Raw genomic sequence first — 17,469 nt, forward strand, 5'->3', positions numbered from 1 at the left:
AAATTTAGTTTGTTAAGTATGTGTTTGTAGTCTTGCAATTGTTTTTTTTATACCAAGATACTAGTTATCACCTTTGTTTCTTTTGAAATTTTTGTTAAATGAAAGTAAAGTGATATAGATATAACCGTAATAATCAACAATTTATTACAGTTTTGGTTTTAATTCCTAGTTCTCATATTCGATATAAAAACGAAGGGTTATGTATCTTTGCTAATTCATAACTATTATATGTCGAAAAAAGTTCGTGTTCGTTTTGCTCCTAGCCCAACCGGGGCGTTACATATTGGCGGTGTTCGTACCGCTTTGTTTAATTACTTGTTTGCCAAAAAGCATGGTGGGGATTTTATTTTACGGATAGAAGATACCGACCAGAATAGATTTGTTGAAGGTGCTGAACAGTACATTATAGATTCTTTAAATTGGTGCGGCATTCCCTATGATGAAGGTATTGGTAAAGATGGTGGTTATGGCCCATATAGACAGAGCGAGCGTAAATCCCTATATAAGAAATATGCTAATGAACTTGTAGAAAATGGAAAAGCCTATTATGCGTTTGATTCTCCAGAAAGTCTAGATTCCCATAGAAAGAATCATGAAGAAAAAGGAAAAACATTTATTTATAACTGGCATAATCGCCTAAAACTTGACAATTCACTTTCGTTAATGCCCGAAGAAGTTAAAACAAGGTTGGATAATGGCGATGATTATGTTATTCGTTTTTTAACACCACCGGATGAAAAATTACAGTTAATGGATAAAATTCGTGGGGCTATACAAATAGATACCAATGTTTTGGATGATAAAGTATTATTTAAAAGTGACGGTATGCCAACATACCACTTGGCAAATATTGTTGATGACCATTTAATGGAAATATCGCATGTTATACGTGGCGAGGAATGGTTACCATCAATGGCCTTACACCAACAGTTGTATGATGCCTTTGGTTGGGATGCTCCAGAATTTGCTCATTTACCTTTAATAATGAAACCTGTCGGTAAAGGAAAGTTAAGTAAAAGAGATGGCGAAAAACTAGGATTTCCGGTTTTCCCACTATCATGGAATGAGTCTAAAGGTTATAAAGAAGAAGGATATTTTCCTGAAGCAGTTATAAATTTCCTAGCGTTATTAGGATGGAACCCTGGTACGGAACAAGAATTATTTTCTTTAGATGAATTGGTGAATGCGTTTAGTCTTGAGCGAGTAAATAAATCTGGAGCTCGTTTTGACCCTGAAAAAACCAAATGGTATAATCAACATTACCTTCAAGAAACATCAGATAAAGAGCTAGCTCAATTATTTTTACCAACTGTTAAAGAGTATGCTACAAACAAGGATGGTTTAGAGTATGTTACTAAAGTGGTTTCACTTATAAAAGAACGTGCTGTTTTTGTTTCGGATTTTTGGGAATTAAGCGATTACTTTTTTATAGCTCCTGCAGAATATAATGAAAAAGCAGCCAAAAAACAATGGAAAGAAGATACAGAAGAAATTATGACCGACCTTATTTCTGTTTTAAAACCGATAAAAGATTTTTCATCTGAAAATAGCGAAACCATTGTAAAAGCATGGATAGGCGAAAAAGAATTGTCTTTTGGCAAGGTAATGCCCCCGCTTAGATTGTTTTTAGTTGGTGATATGAAAGGACCCCATATTTTCGACATTATGGCGATGATCGGGAAAGAAGAAAGTATCTCTAGAATAGAGACAGCTTTAAATAAATTGAGGTAAAATGAACTTTCGGGAAAGTAGAATTCTTTTTATTTTTCTGAAATCGCACCTAAAACTTGCATTATCTCTTCTTTGTATAGGAACGGAATAAAAATGTTTTGGTAATAAAAAGCTGCAATCACATTTTAGCTGGTATTATGTTTCGTCAATTCAGTTACCGATACTGCCATTAGCCCAACAACTTCTAATACCTAATCTACATTTAAAATTATCTACGATGAAATAAATTCGTAATCAAAGTTAAGTTCGTCGGATTCTATTTTTTGATAACAATCGTTATACTCGTTACTTCTTTGAATTAGAATAAAATGCGGTCTCTAATTTTTTAGTCAACAGATTATGGGTAAATGAAAACATAGCTTCGATGATTCAAAAATGAATTAAACTCTTCAATTGGGTGCTAAGATCCGTTTCTTCTGCTATTTTAGTCCTGGTGCTCATTTTTAAAATTTTTTCGACCCTTCGGGTCTATTTATAATTAAAAATGGCTTAAAAAGGTTTATTCTTATTTAAAATAGGTTTTCGGCTAAAATTTTATTCGGTTTTCCATCTTTCGCCTGCCCAGGTTTTCATTTCTGGCTCCGTCAAAAATGTCCATGCTATTATTCTACTTAATTTATTTCCTTGGCCCATAGGAGTTGTTTTGTGCGCTATTGCCCCTATTTTTTCTAGTCTGTCGTAGAAATAGCGTAAATTAGAATGTTTTGAAACTAAGGTTGAATACCAAGCGGAATTTTTTGGAAATTGGGCACTTTCATTAATCATATTTAGCACAAAACGTTTTTCGCCTCCGTCAGTCCAAAGCTCACCACCTTGACCGCTGAAATTAAGCACTGCTTTTTTAACCCTTTTCTTCTTTAAATTAGTCAACTTTCGTAAAGTTCCCGCTTCTGATTCTGCTTGTGTTGCATGGAATGGGGGATTACAAATTGTTAAATCGACTTTTTCCTTTGAGCCTAAAATTCCTAGAAAAATATGCGCTGGTTTTGGTTGCAGTCTTAGCTCTATTTTCCCTTTTAAATCGATATTCATATCGATTGTTTTTTGGGCAGCATTTATCGCTTTTTGGTCAATATCAGAACCAATAAATGACCAACCATAGGCACTATTTCCAATAATTGGATATACACAATTGGCTCCTACCCCAATATCCAAACATTTTATGTTGGCACCTCTTACTAATACGCCATTATTATTTTCGGCTAAAACATCTGCAATATGGTGTATATAGTCTGCTCTTCCTGGAATAGGAGGGCATAAAAAACCATCTGGTATATCCCAAAATTCTAAACTATAATTCGATATTAAAAGTGCTTTATTTAGTGCTTTTACGGCATATGGATTGAAAAAATCAATTGAGAGGTTTCCGTATTTATTTTTTACAACAAATTCCTTAAGTTCTGGGCTTATTAGACGTAGTGCTTTTAAATTGTAACGGCCTTTGTGCTTATTTCTAGAATGTAAACCTGGTTTATCTAAACTATCTTTTTTCTTAGGGTTTGGCATAATTTCAACAAATTCTTAGGGAACCAAAGCTAATCCTAATTTTTTACCTATTTAGTTATTTCTTCTCATGCGCTTTGGACCATACCAAAGCCAAAACCCGGTTATTGTAAAAACTAAAAGAGCAATTCCCATTACTGTAGTATAAAAGACTTTAATTTGGTTATTGCTAGTGCCTATATAATTATCTAAAATGGAACCATCATGTATGTGTTCAATTAGGTCCGAATAGCGCCTTTCTGTATTTAAAATTTTACCTGTAGCCCCATCTAATTGAAGACCCCATAAATGATTGGCATATACAAATTTTACCATGCCTTTTTCCTTTCGAATATCAATACGATCTATTTCTGTTGAAAGTTCCGGTGATACTGACTTTAGAAGATAAGCATTTGCGAGCGTATGTAAACTATCAACCGATAACCAATCTTTTAAATCTGTTGATGTGCCTTGGTAAGATTTAGATAATAGTATTCCGCCACTATGTTTTTTCCAACCTAATAATAATCCTGTTATAGATATGAAAAAGAAGAAAATAAATAAAGCGGCACCTGTGGTACGATGAACTTTTCTAAATAGCCGTAATATTTTAGCTTGATTTTTTCGCGTATTTTTTTCCTTCATAAATAGAAACCAATAAAGCAATGCAATATAGTTAGATTTAGTTTGAACATTATTTTACTTACTGTTAAAACAGTCTAAATTAATTTGATTAGTGGTTGGTTCATTTTTAACTGTTAATTAGAATGAAGTAGTATAGGTTCGAATAAAATAAATATAGCTGAAATCTGTATCTTTAAGTGTCTATTTAAAATTATAACACGGAATGAAAGTTTAAAAATATTGCAATAGTTTTTATCTATTGAAATTTAATTTATAATAGATGTAATATTTATAGATTTACAATAGGAAATTATGAACAACTTAAAATTTATATATCATGAGTAGTACTAACGGAAAAGGTGAAGCTTGGGACGTAAATGAATCCGATGCAGCGAATTGTCCATTTTTAAATGGTGAAATGAACCAAGCAGCTGGAGGCGGTACAAGCATTAAGGATTGGTGGCCAAATATGTTGAATTTGAATATTCTAAGGTTGCATTCTAAAATGGCAGACCCAATGGATGACGATTTTAATTATGCCGAAGAGTTTAAGTCTTTGGATTTAGCGGCTGTAAAAAAAGATTTAACCACATTAATGACTACTAGTCAAGATTGGTGGCCTGCAGATTACGGTCATTACGGTCCTTTCTTTATTCGTATGGCATGGCATAGTGCTGGCACATACCGTATTGCAGATGGTAGAGGTGGTGCAAGTGCGGGTAATCAGCGTTTTGCCCCATTGAACAGCTGGCCCGATAATGCTAATTTAGATAAAGCCCGTTTATTGCTTTGGCCTATTAAACAGAAATATGGAAAAAAAATATCATGGGCGGATTTATTGATTTTAACAGGTAATGTTGCGCATGAAAGCATGGGATTGCCAATGTTCGGTTTTGCAGGTGGTCGTGAAGATATTTGGCAACCAGAAGAAGATATTTATTGGGGTTCTGAAACAGAATGGTTAGGAAACAAACAAAGATATGATGAAGAAGGAAATGAATTAGAAAACCCATTAGGTGCAGCACATATGGGATTAATTTATGTAAACCCAGAAGGGCATAATGCTAATCCAGACCCGCTAGAGGCCGCTCATTATATAAGACAGACATTCAAAAGAATGGCTATGGATGATTATGAAACTGTTGCTTTAATAGCTGGCGGACATACATTCGGTAAAACACACGGTGCGGCTAGTCCAGATGATTATGTAAGTGCAGAACCTGCTGCAGCTGATATTACAGAACAAGGTTTAGGATGGAAAAATAGTTTTGGTACCGGTTCAGGTGCTGACACCATTACTAGTGGTATTGAAGGTGCATGGACACAAACGCCGACAAAATGGAGCCATTATTACTTTGAAAACTTATTTGGGTTCGAATGGGAACTAACAAAAAGTCCCGCAGGCGCTTGGCAATATAAACCGGTAGGTGATGCAGGTAAAGGTCAAATGCCAGATGCTCATATTCCAGGTAAAACACATCAACCTTTTATGTTGGTTACAGATTTGTCTTTACGCGTAGATCCTGCTTATGAAAAGATTTCAAGAAATTTTCTAGAAAATCCTGATGAGTTTAAAGATGCGTATGCACGCGCTTGGTATAAATTAACGCATAGGGATATGGGTCCTGTAGCCCGTTATTTGGGACCAGAAGTACCTAATGAAGAATTGTTATGGCAAGACCCTATTCCAGAAGTGGATTTCGAATTAATTAATGATGCAGATATTGCAACATTAAAGAAAACAGTATTAGCATCGGGTCTTTCAACTGCCGAATTGGTTTCTACTGCTTGGGCTTCCGCATCAACCTTTAGAGGGTCAGATAAACGTGGTGGAGCTAATGGTGGTCGTATTCGCTTGGCACCTCAAAAAAATTGGAAAGTTAACAACCCAGCTCAATTGGCAAAGGTTATTGCCGAATTAGAAAAGATTCAGAAGAATTTTAATGATAATCAATCTGGCAATAAAAAAGTTTCATTTGCGGATTTAGTTGTTTTAGCAGGGTCTGCAGCTGTAGAAAATGCAGCAAAACTTGCTGGTTTTGATATTAAGGTAGATTTTACGGCAGGCCGTACCGATGCTACTCAAGAAAAAACGGAGATAGAATCGTTTGATGCCCTAGAACCTATTGCAGATGGATTTAGAAATTTTACAAAACAAAAATTCTCGGTAAATGCCGAAGAATTGTTAGTAGATAGAGCTAACCTTTTAACTTTAACCGCTCCGCAAATGACGGTTTTAGTAGGTGGACTTCGTGTATTAGGGGCTAACTATGATGGTTCTAATAATGGTGTTTTTACAAACAGACCAGGTACATTAACTAACGATTTCTTTGTCAATCTTTTAGATATGGGTACAACCTGGAAAGCATCTTCAAATGATGATACTGTTTTTGAAGGTAAAGATAGAAGAACAGGAAATGTAAAATGGACAGGCTCGCGAGTTGACTTAATATTCGGTTCTAATTCAGAACTAAGGGCGTTAGCAGAGGTTTACGGGACTGAAGATGCAAAACATAAATTTGTAAAGGATTTTGTAAAAGCCTGGACGAAGGTTATGAATTTAGATCGTTACGATGTTTAATTTATTAAGTAAGCTTAACCCCTCATAGAAAAAGGCAGCTCTTTAGAGCTGCCTTTTTCTATTTCAAATTTAATGACTAGAAAGGTTTATAAGATTGTCTGCCCAAAGGTTAACAGATTATTATCAGGGTCTAAAAGCGAAAACTCCTTTTGTTTCCATGGCTTTAATGATAATGTTCCATTGGGGTGTATGGGCACCTTGTTTTTTAATAACGATTGGTACAAAGTTTCTATGTCGGTTGTTCGTATATAAATTTGACCATAATTTTCTCTAGGATTAAGCGCTTCAAATAAAAAGAAATGTATTTGAACATTATCTTTTTCTACCATAAGGTATTCGGGATAATCTATACTTCCATACTCAACAAAACCTAAGAAATTTAAATAATAGTCCCTTGTTTTAATTTTATTGCGCATTGGCAATTTTGGATTTATAGATGCCAACATAATGTGCTAGTTGTTAGGTACACTGATTAAAGATACTATTATAAGTAAAAAACTAAATCTATATATTGTACATCAATTAAAAATTTTTAAAGATTTTCTGGTACTTGCCATATTACACTTTAGAAACTGTAACATTTGCTAAGTAAATACTACTAATAATATAAAGGCATTTAGTATCTTCCAGTATTAACTATAAAAGAAATAATTATGGGCTCATTTATTTGGATTCCGATTGCATTTTTGGTGATTGCCACTATTCTTTCGGGCGTATTTATTGTAAAACAACAAACAGCGGTATTAATAGAAACTTTCGGAAAATTTACTAGCGTAAGACAATCTGGCATTCAATTTAAAATTCCTTTCGTGCAACGAATTGCAGCTCGTATTGGATTAAAAATCCAGCAATTAGATGTAATTATAGAAACAAAAACACTGGATGATGTTTTTGTTAAGTTAAAGGTATCTGTCCAATACGTTGTTATTAGAGAGAAAGTTTATGACGCGTATTACAAATTGGAATATCCGCATGAACAAATAACATCTTATGTATTTGATGTTGTAAGGGCAGAAGTGCCTAAGATGAAATTAGATGATGTTTTTGTAAAGAAAGATGATATCGCCATTGCTGTTAAATCAGAATTACAAGAAGCAATGTTAGATTACGGATTTGATATTATTAAAACTTTGGTAACAGATATTGACCCAGATGCACAAGTAAAAGAAGCAATGAACCGTATTAATGCTTCTGAACGGCAAAAGACTGCTGCCCAATTTGAAGGGGACGCTGCGCGTATTTTAATAGTAGAAAAAGCAAAGGCCGAGGCTGAAAGTAAAAGATTACAGGGACAAGGTATTGCAGACCAACGTAGAGAAATTGCTCGCGGATTGGAAGAGTCTGTGGAGGTTTTAAATAAAGTTGGCATCAATTCTCAAGAAGCTTCTGCCCTAATTGTTGTAACACAGCATTATGATACATTACAAAGTATAGGTGAAGAAACGAATACGAACTTGATTTTGTTGCCGAATTCTCCGCAAGCGGGTAGTGACATGTTAAATAATATGGTCGCAAGTTTTACTGCTAGTAATATGATCGGTGAAAGCATGAAGAAAACCAATAAGCCTAAAATTAAAGACTAAAATACTATTTTGGACTAAAGTTTATAAAGCCAGAAACGTTGTAGTTTCTGGCTTTTTTATTCTATTAGATTGTTTTGCCCAGTATCATTTATTGAAACAACTATTGTTAGGTGATCTATGTAGGCTTTTTAGAATACTTGTTATATCAATAGGTCTAAAAAACAAAAAACACCTTTAAATGGTTTATTTAGAGGTGTTTTGTATAGCGAAATTAAATATAATTTAACCTGTGAGATAGTTAGGTTATATTACTTTTTTTCTTGAATTTTAGCCCAAGAATCGCGTAAACCTACAGTTCTATTAAAAACCAATTTATTGGCTGTAGTATCTGGGTCCACACAGAAATATCCAATTCTTTGAAATTGAAAACGATCTCCGGGTCGAGCATCTTTTAATGTAGGTTCTACATATCCCGTAATTACAGTTAAAGATTCAGGATTTATAAAATCTAAGAAATCTTTGTCCTTATGTGTATCGGGACTTTCATCTGTAAATAAACGGTCGTATAATCTAATTTCAGCTTTAATCGCATGTTCAATAGAAACCCAATGCAATGTCCCTTTTACCTTACGCAAGCTTTCTTCCGTACCGCTACCACTTTTACTCTTAGGGTCATAAGTACATTGTACCTCTGTAATATTCCCATCGGCATCTTTAGTGCAAGTCTCAGCTTTAATAATATAACCGTTTTTTAAACGAACCTCACCACCTAACTTTAATCGAAAGAATTTTTTGTTTGCCTCTTCTTTAAAATCCTCTTGTTCTATATATAATTCTCTAGAAAACGGTACTTGTCTGGTTCCCGCGGCGTCATCCTCTGGTGAGTTTTCGGCTTCTAACCATTCCGACTCCCCTTCTGGGTAATTTGTAATTACTAGTTTTAAAGGGTTTAACACGCCCATTACCCTGTGCGTAGTCTTATTTAAATCTTCTCTTATATTAAACTCAAGAAGAGAAACATCAATAAGGTTATCTCTTTTTGCTATACCTATGGTGTCAACAAAATTACGGATAGATGCGGGAGTATATCCTCTTCTTCGTAATCCTGAAATGGTTGGCATCCTAGGGTCATCCCAACCTGTTACAAAGCCTTGTTCAACTAACTGCGCCAGTTTTCTTTTACTTACTACGGTATGACTTAAATTACGGCGAGCAAATTCTCTTTGCTTTGGACGCATTTTTTTAGCATCGTAAACTTGGTCTAAAAACCAGTCGTATAATTCGCGGTGCATGGCAAATTCTAATGTGCAAAAGGAATGTGAAACTTGCTCTAAATAATCACTTTCCCCATGTGTCCAGTCATACATAGGATAAATACACCAATCGGTATGTGTTCTGTGATGAGCTTTATGTAGTATACGATACATAATTGGGTCTCTCATCAACATGTTAGACGAGGTCATATCTATTTTGGCTCTTAATACATGAGTTCCCTCTTGAAAATCACCATTTTTCATTTTTTCAAATAGAGTAAGATTTTCCTCAATTGATCTATTTCTGTTTGGACCTTCTATTCCAGGTTCTGAAGGAGATCCTTTTTGAGCGGCCATTTCTTCTGAAGACTGATTATCAACATAAGCCTTACCTTCTTTAATTAGCTCTACGGCCCAATCATATAATTGTTGGAAATAGTCAGACGCATACCGTTCGGTATCCCACTTAAATCCCAGCCATTCCACATCTTTTTTAATGGCATCTACAAATTCTTGCTCTTCTTTTGCAGGGTTTGTATCATCGAACCTTAGATTTACCGGTGCATTATATTTTAGACCCAAACCAAAATTTAGGCAAATAGAACTAGCATGGCCTATATGTAAATATCCATTGGGTTCAGGTGGAAAACGAAAACGTAATTCTTCTTTAGAATATCCATTTGCTAAGTCTTCCTCAACAATTTGTTCAATAAAATTTAAAGACTTTGATGTCTCACTCATGTTGTTTTATTTCAGGTTACAAAAATAGCAAAATTGCGGCAATAGGACTGCTTTAATTAAACTGACCTTATATAAAATGCATTTCACAACATAAATGTTCCTTCCGACAACAATAAATTTCATTTCGTCGTATAAAAAAACATATTTGTCTATGAAATTATGGATTACTAAAAAACTTATTAACCATTTTTTCAACCGTAGTGGCCCCCATAACTACATATACATATGAAAAGCTTAACCAAAAATTACATTTTTACTTCATTACTAATGCTGTTCGGTTTCTTTATGATGTCCGCCCAAGCTATCGTTATTAATGCTCCCGAACCAGCTGATAATCCCAACTTGTCCGGAAGTACGCCGTGGACAGCCATTTGTGCTGGTAATGGTGGCTTCAACGAATATTATGTGAGTATTAGTTGGATAGGCACTGCAAATGCAGGCAACCAATTTATTTTGGAATTATCAGATGCAAACGGCAGTTTTGCCAATGCAGAAACATTAGAAACTATTACTGATAAGAATTCGGTAAAAGATTTTGACATTAGTTTTTCTGTGCCCACCACTACGCGAGGCGATGGTTTTAAAATGCGTGTTCGCAGTACGGACCCTGTAAAGGTTGGATCAGAATCAAGTGCCTACAGCATGTACTATATGGATGTTACCTCTAACTTGAACATTAGTGAAATAGGAAACGGCGTGCCTCCTGGGAGTGTATGTAGTACAGGTCCAATTACGCTTCAAGTAGATAACATCGCAAATCCAGAAACCTATCAGTATATTTGGTTTCGCAGTGGTACGGAATTGATTGGAGAAAAAGGGCATACGCTTAATGTGACCCAAACCGGTATGTATAATGTATACGTTGATTATGGACAAAGATGTACCGGGTCGGGAAATACAGATTCAAATATAGTTGATGTCAATATTGGTGGTGCCGGTAACGGAATTGCAATTAATACTCCAACAAAAACTTCACTTTGTAGTACAGACTCAGAAACCCTAAGTATTGATCAAACCAATTCTTCTTGGAACTATCAATGGTACAAGAATGGAAATGCGATAACAGGAGCTATTGGAACAAGTTACATAGTTAATGCCGCTAATGCTGGTTTTGAAGGCGATTATACGGTAGAGATAGCAGGCACTGGAATTTGCAATGAAATGTCGGAAATAGTTAGTATTACAAATGCAGACTTGTACACCGTAACGGTGGAAAATGAAGCGAACTTGGTTATATTACCTACTCAAAGTCAGGTTTTATCGGTAAGTACGACTGCTAATACACCAAATTTTAAATGGTTTAGAAATACTGTTGAGATTGCTGGTGAAACGAGTAATTCACTTTTGATTACTGAAGATGGGGAGTATTATGCAGAAGTTACCCAAACGGGCGGCGCTTGTTCTGTATCTTCTAAAAACTCCGATGTAACTACGGTTGTATCTCCTGCTTCTTTTGAGATTACCATAAATTATACCGAAGCGTATACATCTTGTGAAAGTACAAGTACTACATTAGGAGTTGAACTTATAAATGCGGTTGCCACAGATGGTACTAAAACAGATGTTACAAGTGCGTTACTTAATGGGTTTACATATCAATGGAGTAAAGGAGGTTCGGCTATAAGTGGTGCAACTAGCAGCAGTATTAGTTTGGCTTCCAATTCAGAAAATGGCGATTATAATTTAAATGCAACAGTTGGTGGTTTCGATGTAGACTCAAATGTTTTACCGGTTCAATTATTAACCAATGAAACAATAGCTATTACAAGTTCTGGAACTGTTTTCTGTAGTGGTGGCGAAACCATTACATTAAGTACGTCGACCGATTTAAACTTAGCTACTTTTCAATGGCAATTAGACGGTACATCAATTAATACTACAGATGCTGAATTAACAGTTTCTACGGCAGGGACATATAGCCTTGCAATTGATAGAGATGGTTGTTCTTTGATTTCCAATGAAATTGTGGTTTCTCCATTGGATGAAAACCTAATTACACTAGATCCCGGAACAGAAATAGTAATGCCAGAAGGTACAACTAGAACGGTTACTGCGAGTGGAGGTACCGCCTACAGATGGTTAGATGCCAATGCGGTAGAATTAAGTAACGCTGATAGCATTACCCTTACCGAAGCGGGTAGTTATACCCTAATAGCTTCTATCGATAATTGTGAGATTGTTAGACAGGTAGAAGTAACCTATTTGGACACCTTTAAAGTGCCAAATGTAATTACCGTGAATGGAGATGGTATTAACGATCAATGGATTATACCTAATTCTTATTCTAATAAAGCCGATGTCAATGTTATTATCTACAATGAACAAGGTCAAGAAATTGTAAACGAATTCGATTATAAAAATAACTGGCCGCAGTCAACCACTGCGTTCACCAAACAAAACATGGTATTCTACTATAAAATTAGAAATGCCAGTGAAGTACTTAAACAGGGTACGATCACAGTAATACGTTAAGCGCACCATGCTAAAGAAAAGTGTTTTATATTTATTGTTATTTGTGTTTGCTACCATGAAGGTTAGCGGGCAAGAGGATAATCCGTTTGTATCATACGATGTTCCTGCCCAGAACCTTTTAAAGTATAACCGATTTTTAATCAACCCTACTTTTTCAACGGTTAGGGAAGACAAATCGTATATCAATTTATTACACCGAAACCAATCGGTACAATTTGATGATAATAATCAAAACTACTTTTTAAGCTATAGCGGACGTATAAGTGATAAAACCGGTTTAGGTCTTAGCCTTTATTCTCAAAGAGAAGGTATCTTAAGTAACTTTGGCGTGTTGGCAAACTATGCCTACGGTATTAAACTAAACGACAAAAGCAACTTTACTTTTGGTGCAAATGTTTCTTATTACCAAAGTGGATTTGATAACGGTAGAGCTTCTACTGTAGAGGAGGATCCTTTTTTAGCCGGATTGCAAGATCAAAGCCTACTATCTTTTCAACCAGGTTTCAACCTTTCATATGGCAAGTTCGATGTAGGTATGTTCGCAGAAAACCTTTTTGACTACAATTTAAAAAGTAGTTCGTCCGTAACCGAGTTTAAGGATAAAACCTATTCTGCACACTTACAATATACCCATCAGTTTGAAAATAAAGATGGAATTTTTGAACAAGCTAGGTTAATGCCTTTGGCCAGAGTTAGAAAAGTAGGTGAAGAAGATGTAACCCTAGGAGGAAGTTTAATCCTTGATCTTCCAAAATTAGGATGGATCCAAGGTGGATATGATAGTTTCTATGGGGCTGCCGCAGGTGTAGGTTTTAATCTTAACCAAAGAATTTCTTTGGGTTATACGATGGAAAAAGGATTGTCCAACAACTTTGATAACTTTGGAGTTACACATGAAATTTCCGTAGCCTATTCATTCTCTCCAAACCTTACCGAAGATAGGGTTATGTTAGAAGACGATTTTGAAGATGATTTGGTAACAAATGATCAAGAACCTGAGAATTTAGCTACGAATGAGGAAATAGCTGAGTTAAAACAAAAATTGGCTGAAAATGATGCTATTATAGAAGAATTAATGTTCCGCCAAGATTCCATAGAAGCTACTCGTCAAAGTGATCTGGAGCGACGTTTTGAAATGGTTATGCGTATGGTACGTAATGAAACCAACGGTGATAGACCCGATTTAGAAGAAAAAGCGAAGGACCTTTTTATGGATAAGAATAGTAACACACAAGTGGCATCTATCCATAACCCAAGTAATGCTGGGGAATCAGTTTCGGCCAATACGGGTGTAAACCAAATACAACAAGATAGAGTAGTTGTTAAGGCCAACGAACGAAACAACCTGGTTAATGAAAAGCAAGATGTTGCTGAATCTGTTACTAAGGAAAGTACTCTTTTAGAGGATAGGTTTACAGACCAAGTTCAACCTAAAGATGTTGTTGTAGCAAATAGACCTAAGGCTATTTCCAAATCTGTTGATGCCGAGGAAACTCAAGTAGTACAAGATGGGGTTAAAAGTAGAAAATTTAAAAACCTACCCAATGTAACCGACGGGTATTATGTAGTGGCCAATGTATATAAGGGAGGTCGGTATATGGACAGTTTTTTGAACACATTAAATGATGATGGAATTAGTGCAGATTATATTGACAATCCTAATAATGGTTTAAAATATGTATATCTACAGCGTTTTGAAACATTTGAAGATGCAGTAGCTGCTCATGATTCTAAATTTAACGGCAAGTACAATGGCGCAATGTGGATAATGAATGTCGATAATACATATACCAATGACGCTTATGTTAGCAATGTTAATAAACTCAAGAAAAAATCATCGAAATACGATAGTGATGTTTTGACATCTAACAGAATAGTAAAAGACAATGTTACCTCTAATGATACTGATTCTAAATCTTATAAGATTGAAGGTGCTGGTTCTGGATATTATTTAATTGCGAACGTATTTGCAAATCCTAATAATGCCAAAAGGTTTGTGGCGCTTTTAAATTCTTATGGTTTAAATGCAAGTTATTTTATTAATCCAAAGAACAATTATAGATATGTTTATCTTAAAAAACATGACTCTTGGACCCATGCCCTTATTTCCTATTACTCTAAATTAAATGACGCCTATAACGATAAAATGTGGATTATGCGCGTTAATCAAGAACAGCTCGTGTAGCGCGACTATATATTACAAATACGATTATACAAAGCCTTTTTCATCAACGATGAAAAGGACTTTTTGATTTGAATAGTTTAGAATTTATCAATAGAACAAAATTTTTAAAAACCAATCGTTATATTATTTCATTAGTTTTCATATCATAGTTAAGACACAAGTTTTCTTTCTCATGTAATATTTAAAATACCAAGTTGTATTTTAAATAATTTAAATTTTTTCTAAGTGAAATAAGCTATCTTTTAACTTTCCTTTTTTCTTGAATATAAACTTTAGCACGACATCAACTTATGCTAGCTCTTTTTTAAGATAATCGTAACTAAATTAGAAATTGATAAAATCAACTGGTCTCTTTCAAATGTGATTTTTGTCGGAAAGACTTCTAGAGTATTCTTAGATTTTATAACAAGATGTTCGTCTTCTATAAACCAGTATAATTGATCATCATTATCTACCGAGAACCATTTATTATTTGAAGTTATAAGGAGTAAATGTTCATCGGTAAATGTAAAAGTGCTTCCAGTAATTTGGTTGATGTCATTTCGAATGCAAAACCATGGTCGGGTGATTTGAACTTTTTCAATCTTCCATGTACCGATTAATTCATTTTCTAACACAACTTCAAATGTCACTTGAACTTGAATTAGTATGAAAAGTAAAAGCATCATTTCTTTCATAAGTATAGGACGAATCAAAACACATTGGGTTACTTGACATTATAATTGAGGACCAACTTTGAAAAGAGTGACTTATCATATTGCTAGTTTTAAAGTAATTGTACATCGGTTGGAACGGTTCTTGTTTTTATCAATTTATGAGAAAACCAATAATCTTGCTAATCCTCTTTTTTGCTCAATTATGTTTTGGTCAAGTAGAACAAGTTTCCGAATCTTATCTAATTGGTCGTTGGACGAGTTATAAAACCATAAAAGAAGGTAATAGTGTTTTTACAGTTTATAAGCGGGTTAGAACACTCAAAGTCGATTGGGAACTTCGTTTTTTAACTACCGGTGAATATCGAATAACCTTTAATTCAGGAAGGAGTATAGGGCGGCGGTGCGGAAATGAAATTCGCCAGGGAGAAATCATTCGCCAAGGAGGAATCAATGGATATTATCGTTTTAATTCTCAAGAACAATCAGTAAGCCTTGAAAGCTACAATTCGGATCCAATTATTAATTGGGATCTTCTATGGATTGATGAAAACTCCTTTGGAGTAAAAAAGGAAAAAGACAACTTTAACTATAATTAAAAAAAGTCTTTTTATAGTTGGTATTTGCCAATCGATACCAAAACAATACTTATCATGTATTCGGAAATTAAATACATTTCCGGATGTCATTTGGTATAGCAAAACTGTATAATTTAGATTATTGTTTTTCCCTTAGAAATAAAAGTAGGTTTTTGAAAATCAACCCATCCAATATAGTTTCATAATCACTTTCTCTTCTTGTTTATAATACTATACTTACAAAAGCTGTTTTCCTCATATCCAATTCTATGTTCAGATAAGAGTTGTGAAATTATTTCTCTAGTTTCATTTTCATCTAGTTGAATTTTTTCTCCTAAGTCAATTTCATTTAATTTACCTTGGTTTTCAATTAGTGCTTTAAAATATCTGTCTTTATTTTCCATTTGTTTCTTTTTTTACGGCTATCATCATATGCGGACTAAAAGGTAAAATGTAGCTGTCGTTTTCAGTGATTTTTAGTAGTTGAATTAAGGTTTCTCTCTTTTTATTATTCAGCATGTTTGCAAAGAAATCTTTATCAAGCCAAGCCATTCCCTCAACTGCATATGTGTTTAAGTAAGTTAAATCTTGATGTGAAAATTCCTCTTTTAGTTGTTCGGGTTTGTGATAATATGCCTCAGCCAATAGCCATGGAAAATCATCTGGTGGATTATGTATTCCGGTAGTCAATTCATTCTTGCACATTTCAAAAAAGGACTTTTTATGTATTAAACCATTTAAAAGTCCTACTAAGGTTGATGCGGTATAATTAATGGCAAAACCCAAAATAATTCCGCCATTTTTTAAAACACGTTTAGCTTCTACTATGCTCAAATCTCTGTCTTCTTTTCTTTGAAGATGATATAAAGGACCATGAAGAATTACTAAGTCCGCAAAATTATTTTGAAAGTCTAATTTTCTTGATTCACCTAAGTATATGGAGAACTTGTTCTTTAGTCTCCTAGCCCTTTTGTTTGCTATTTGTAGATGTTTAGAAACTGGCTCTACCAAATGCACTTGATGTCCCTTATTAGCAAGCCATTCGGAATATTTTCCAGTTCCACCGCCAACATCTATAATCGTTAAAGTCGTATTAGAAATATATTTTTCAATTAAATCTTTAATTCTTTCAAATTCAAAAACTCCCATTCCTTTATCAAGTCTGGTTTCTTCAGATGCTTTGGTATAGAACACCTCTATATTTTTGGGTATTAACTGTTTACTTTTCATTATAATTCACTTAAATATAATCGCATTCCCAATTGCCGAATCCAGTTTTAAACCTAATAATTCAATTGATTTTTCAATCAAGTATTAATTTAAAACGAGATAAAATAAATGTGTATAATTATCTGCGCATTAAAATTTAGATATGCGTTATTTACTCCCTAGCCGAGAGTGTCTTTTTTGGAAAGACCCAGATAATATGTGGAATTAGTAAAACAGATTATAAAGATATAGAATAATAATTAGTTTGTAGTTATAGACTCGTTTTATGAATTAAAACAAAATTAGATATCTTAAAGCCATGTCTAAATTATTACAGGTCATGTATAGTAAGTGATGAGTATCATTGTGGTACTAATATCGCAAAAGATAGAGTAAAAGATGTTCCAACTTGACTTCTTTTTTATACATTTTTATGG

General features: G+C 34.4%; 13 protein-coding genes. 6 read left to right on the top strand and 7 right to left on the bottom strand.

Annotated elements, in window-relative coordinates; all coding sequences use genetic code 11:
- Positions 1-228 precede the first annotated feature (228 nt).
- The gene (gltX, locus tag BTR34_RS08290) at positions 229-1,731 is read left to right on the top strand and encodes a glutamate--tRNA ligase (protein ID WP_068485739.1); all 1,503 of its coding nucleotides are present in this window, start codon (positions 229-231) and stop codon (positions 1,729-1,731) included.
- A gap of 534 nt (positions 1,732-2,265) precedes the next feature.
- Here gltX and rlmF read toward each other — a convergent pair.
- Both rlmF and BTR34_RS08300 read right to left on the bottom strand, forming a co-directional pair.
- A complete protein-coding gene (rlmF, locus tag BTR34_RS08295) occupies positions 2,266-3,237 on the bottom strand; it encodes a 23S rRNA (adenine(1618)-N(6))-methyltransferase RlmF (RefSeq protein WP_068485740.1) in 972 nt (323 codons plus the stop codon).
- 51 nt (positions 3,238-3,288) lie between these two features.
- Entirely contained in the window at positions 3,289-3,858 is a 570-nt protein-coding gene (locus tag BTR34_RS08300; RefSeq protein ID WP_068485742.1) for a PepSY domain-containing protein, read from the bottom strand.
- A 316-nt stretch (positions 3,859-4,174) separates the two neighbouring features.
- Here BTR34_RS08300 and katG point away from each other — a divergent pair, with 316 nt between their 5' ends.
- The gene (gene katG / locus BTR34_RS08305; protein ID WP_068485744.1) at positions 4,175-6,418 is read left to right on the top strand and encodes a catalase/peroxidase HPI; all 2,244 of its coding nucleotides are present in this window, start codon (positions 4,175-4,177) and stop codon (positions 6,416-6,418) included.
- An 86-nt stretch (positions 6,419-6,504) separates the two neighbouring features.
- On the opposite strand, the gene BTR34_RS08310 is transcribed toward katG, so the two are convergent.
- A complete protein-coding gene (locus tag BTR34_RS08310) occupies positions 6,505-6,834 on the bottom strand; it encodes a bleomycin resistance protein (RefSeq protein ID WP_317039605.1) in 330 nt (109 codons plus the stop codon).
- A 237-nt stretch (positions 6,835-7,071) separates the two neighbouring features.
- Between BTR34_RS08310 and BTR34_RS08315 the strand changes: the two genes are divergently transcribed.
- Entirely contained in the window at positions 7,072-8,001 is a 930-nt protein-coding gene (locus BTR34_RS08315; RefSeq protein ID WP_068485748.1) for an SPFH domain-containing protein, read from the top strand.
- Between the two features lie 248 nt (positions 8,002-8,249).
- Here BTR34_RS08315 and BTR34_RS08320 read toward each other — a convergent pair whose 3' ends face one another.
- Complete coding sequence (locus BTR34_RS08320; protein ID WP_068485750.1) at positions 8,250-9,935, bottom strand: glutamine--tRNA ligase/YqeY domain fusion protein; 1,686 nt, start codon at positions 9,933-9,935, stop codon at positions 8,250-8,252.
- Between the two features lie 225 nt (positions 9,936-10,160).
- Between BTR34_RS08320 and BTR34_RS08325 the strand changes: the two genes are divergently transcribed.
- Both BTR34_RS08325 and BTR34_RS08330 read left to right on the top strand, forming a co-directional pair.
- Positions 10,161-12,407 (top strand): T9SS type B sorting domain-containing protein, encoded by a 2,247-nt coding sequence (locus BTR34_RS08325; RefSeq protein WP_235843245.1) that lies wholly within the window; start codon positions 10,161-10,163, stop codon positions 12,405-12,407.
- 7 nt (positions 12,408-12,414) lie between these two features.
- A complete protein-coding gene (locus BTR34_RS08330; RefSeq protein ID WP_068485754.1) occupies positions 12,415-14,592 on the top strand; it encodes a PorP/SprF family type IX secretion system membrane protein in 2,178 nt (725 codons plus the stop codon).
- 293 nt (positions 14,593-14,885) lie between these two features.
- Here BTR34_RS08330 and BTR34_RS08335 read toward each other — a convergent pair whose 3' ends face one another.
- On the bottom strand, positions 14,886-15,287 hold the full coding sequence (locus tag BTR34_RS08335; RefSeq protein WP_157483889.1) for a hypothetical protein: 402 nt from the start codon (positions 15,285-15,287) through the stop codon (positions 14,886-14,888).
- Positions 15,288-15,406: 119 nt separating this feature from the next.
- Between BTR34_RS08335 and BTR34_RS08340 the strand changes: the two genes are divergently transcribed.
- Entirely contained in the window at positions 15,407-15,844 is a 438-nt protein-coding gene (locus BTR34_RS08340; protein ID WP_068485758.1) for a hypothetical protein, read from the top strand.
- A 185-nt stretch (positions 15,845-16,029) separates the two neighbouring features.
- Here BTR34_RS08340 and BTR34_RS08345 read toward each other — a convergent pair whose 3' ends face one another.
- Both BTR34_RS08345 and BTR34_RS08350 read right to left on the bottom strand, forming a co-directional pair.
- On the bottom strand, positions 16,030-16,227 hold the full coding sequence (locus BTR34_RS08345) for a hypothetical protein (protein ID WP_068485760.1): 198 nt from the start codon (positions 16,225-16,227) through the stop codon (positions 16,030-16,032).
- Positions 16,217-17,053, bottom strand: a complete 837-nt coding sequence (locus BTR34_RS08350) for a class I SAM-dependent methyltransferase (RefSeq protein WP_068485762.1) — start codon at positions 17,051-17,053, stop codon at positions 16,217-16,219. Before BTR34_RS08350 ends, BTR34_RS08345 begins: the two co-directional genes overlap by 11 nt.
- Positions 17,054-17,469 lie beyond the last annotated feature (416 nt).

Origin of the sequence: Maribacter hydrothermalis (assembly GCF_001913155.1) — a bacterium.
Taxonomy (GTDB): domain Bacteria; phylum Bacteroidota; class Bacteroidia; order Flavobacteriales; family Flavobacteriaceae; genus Maribacter; species Maribacter hydrothermalis.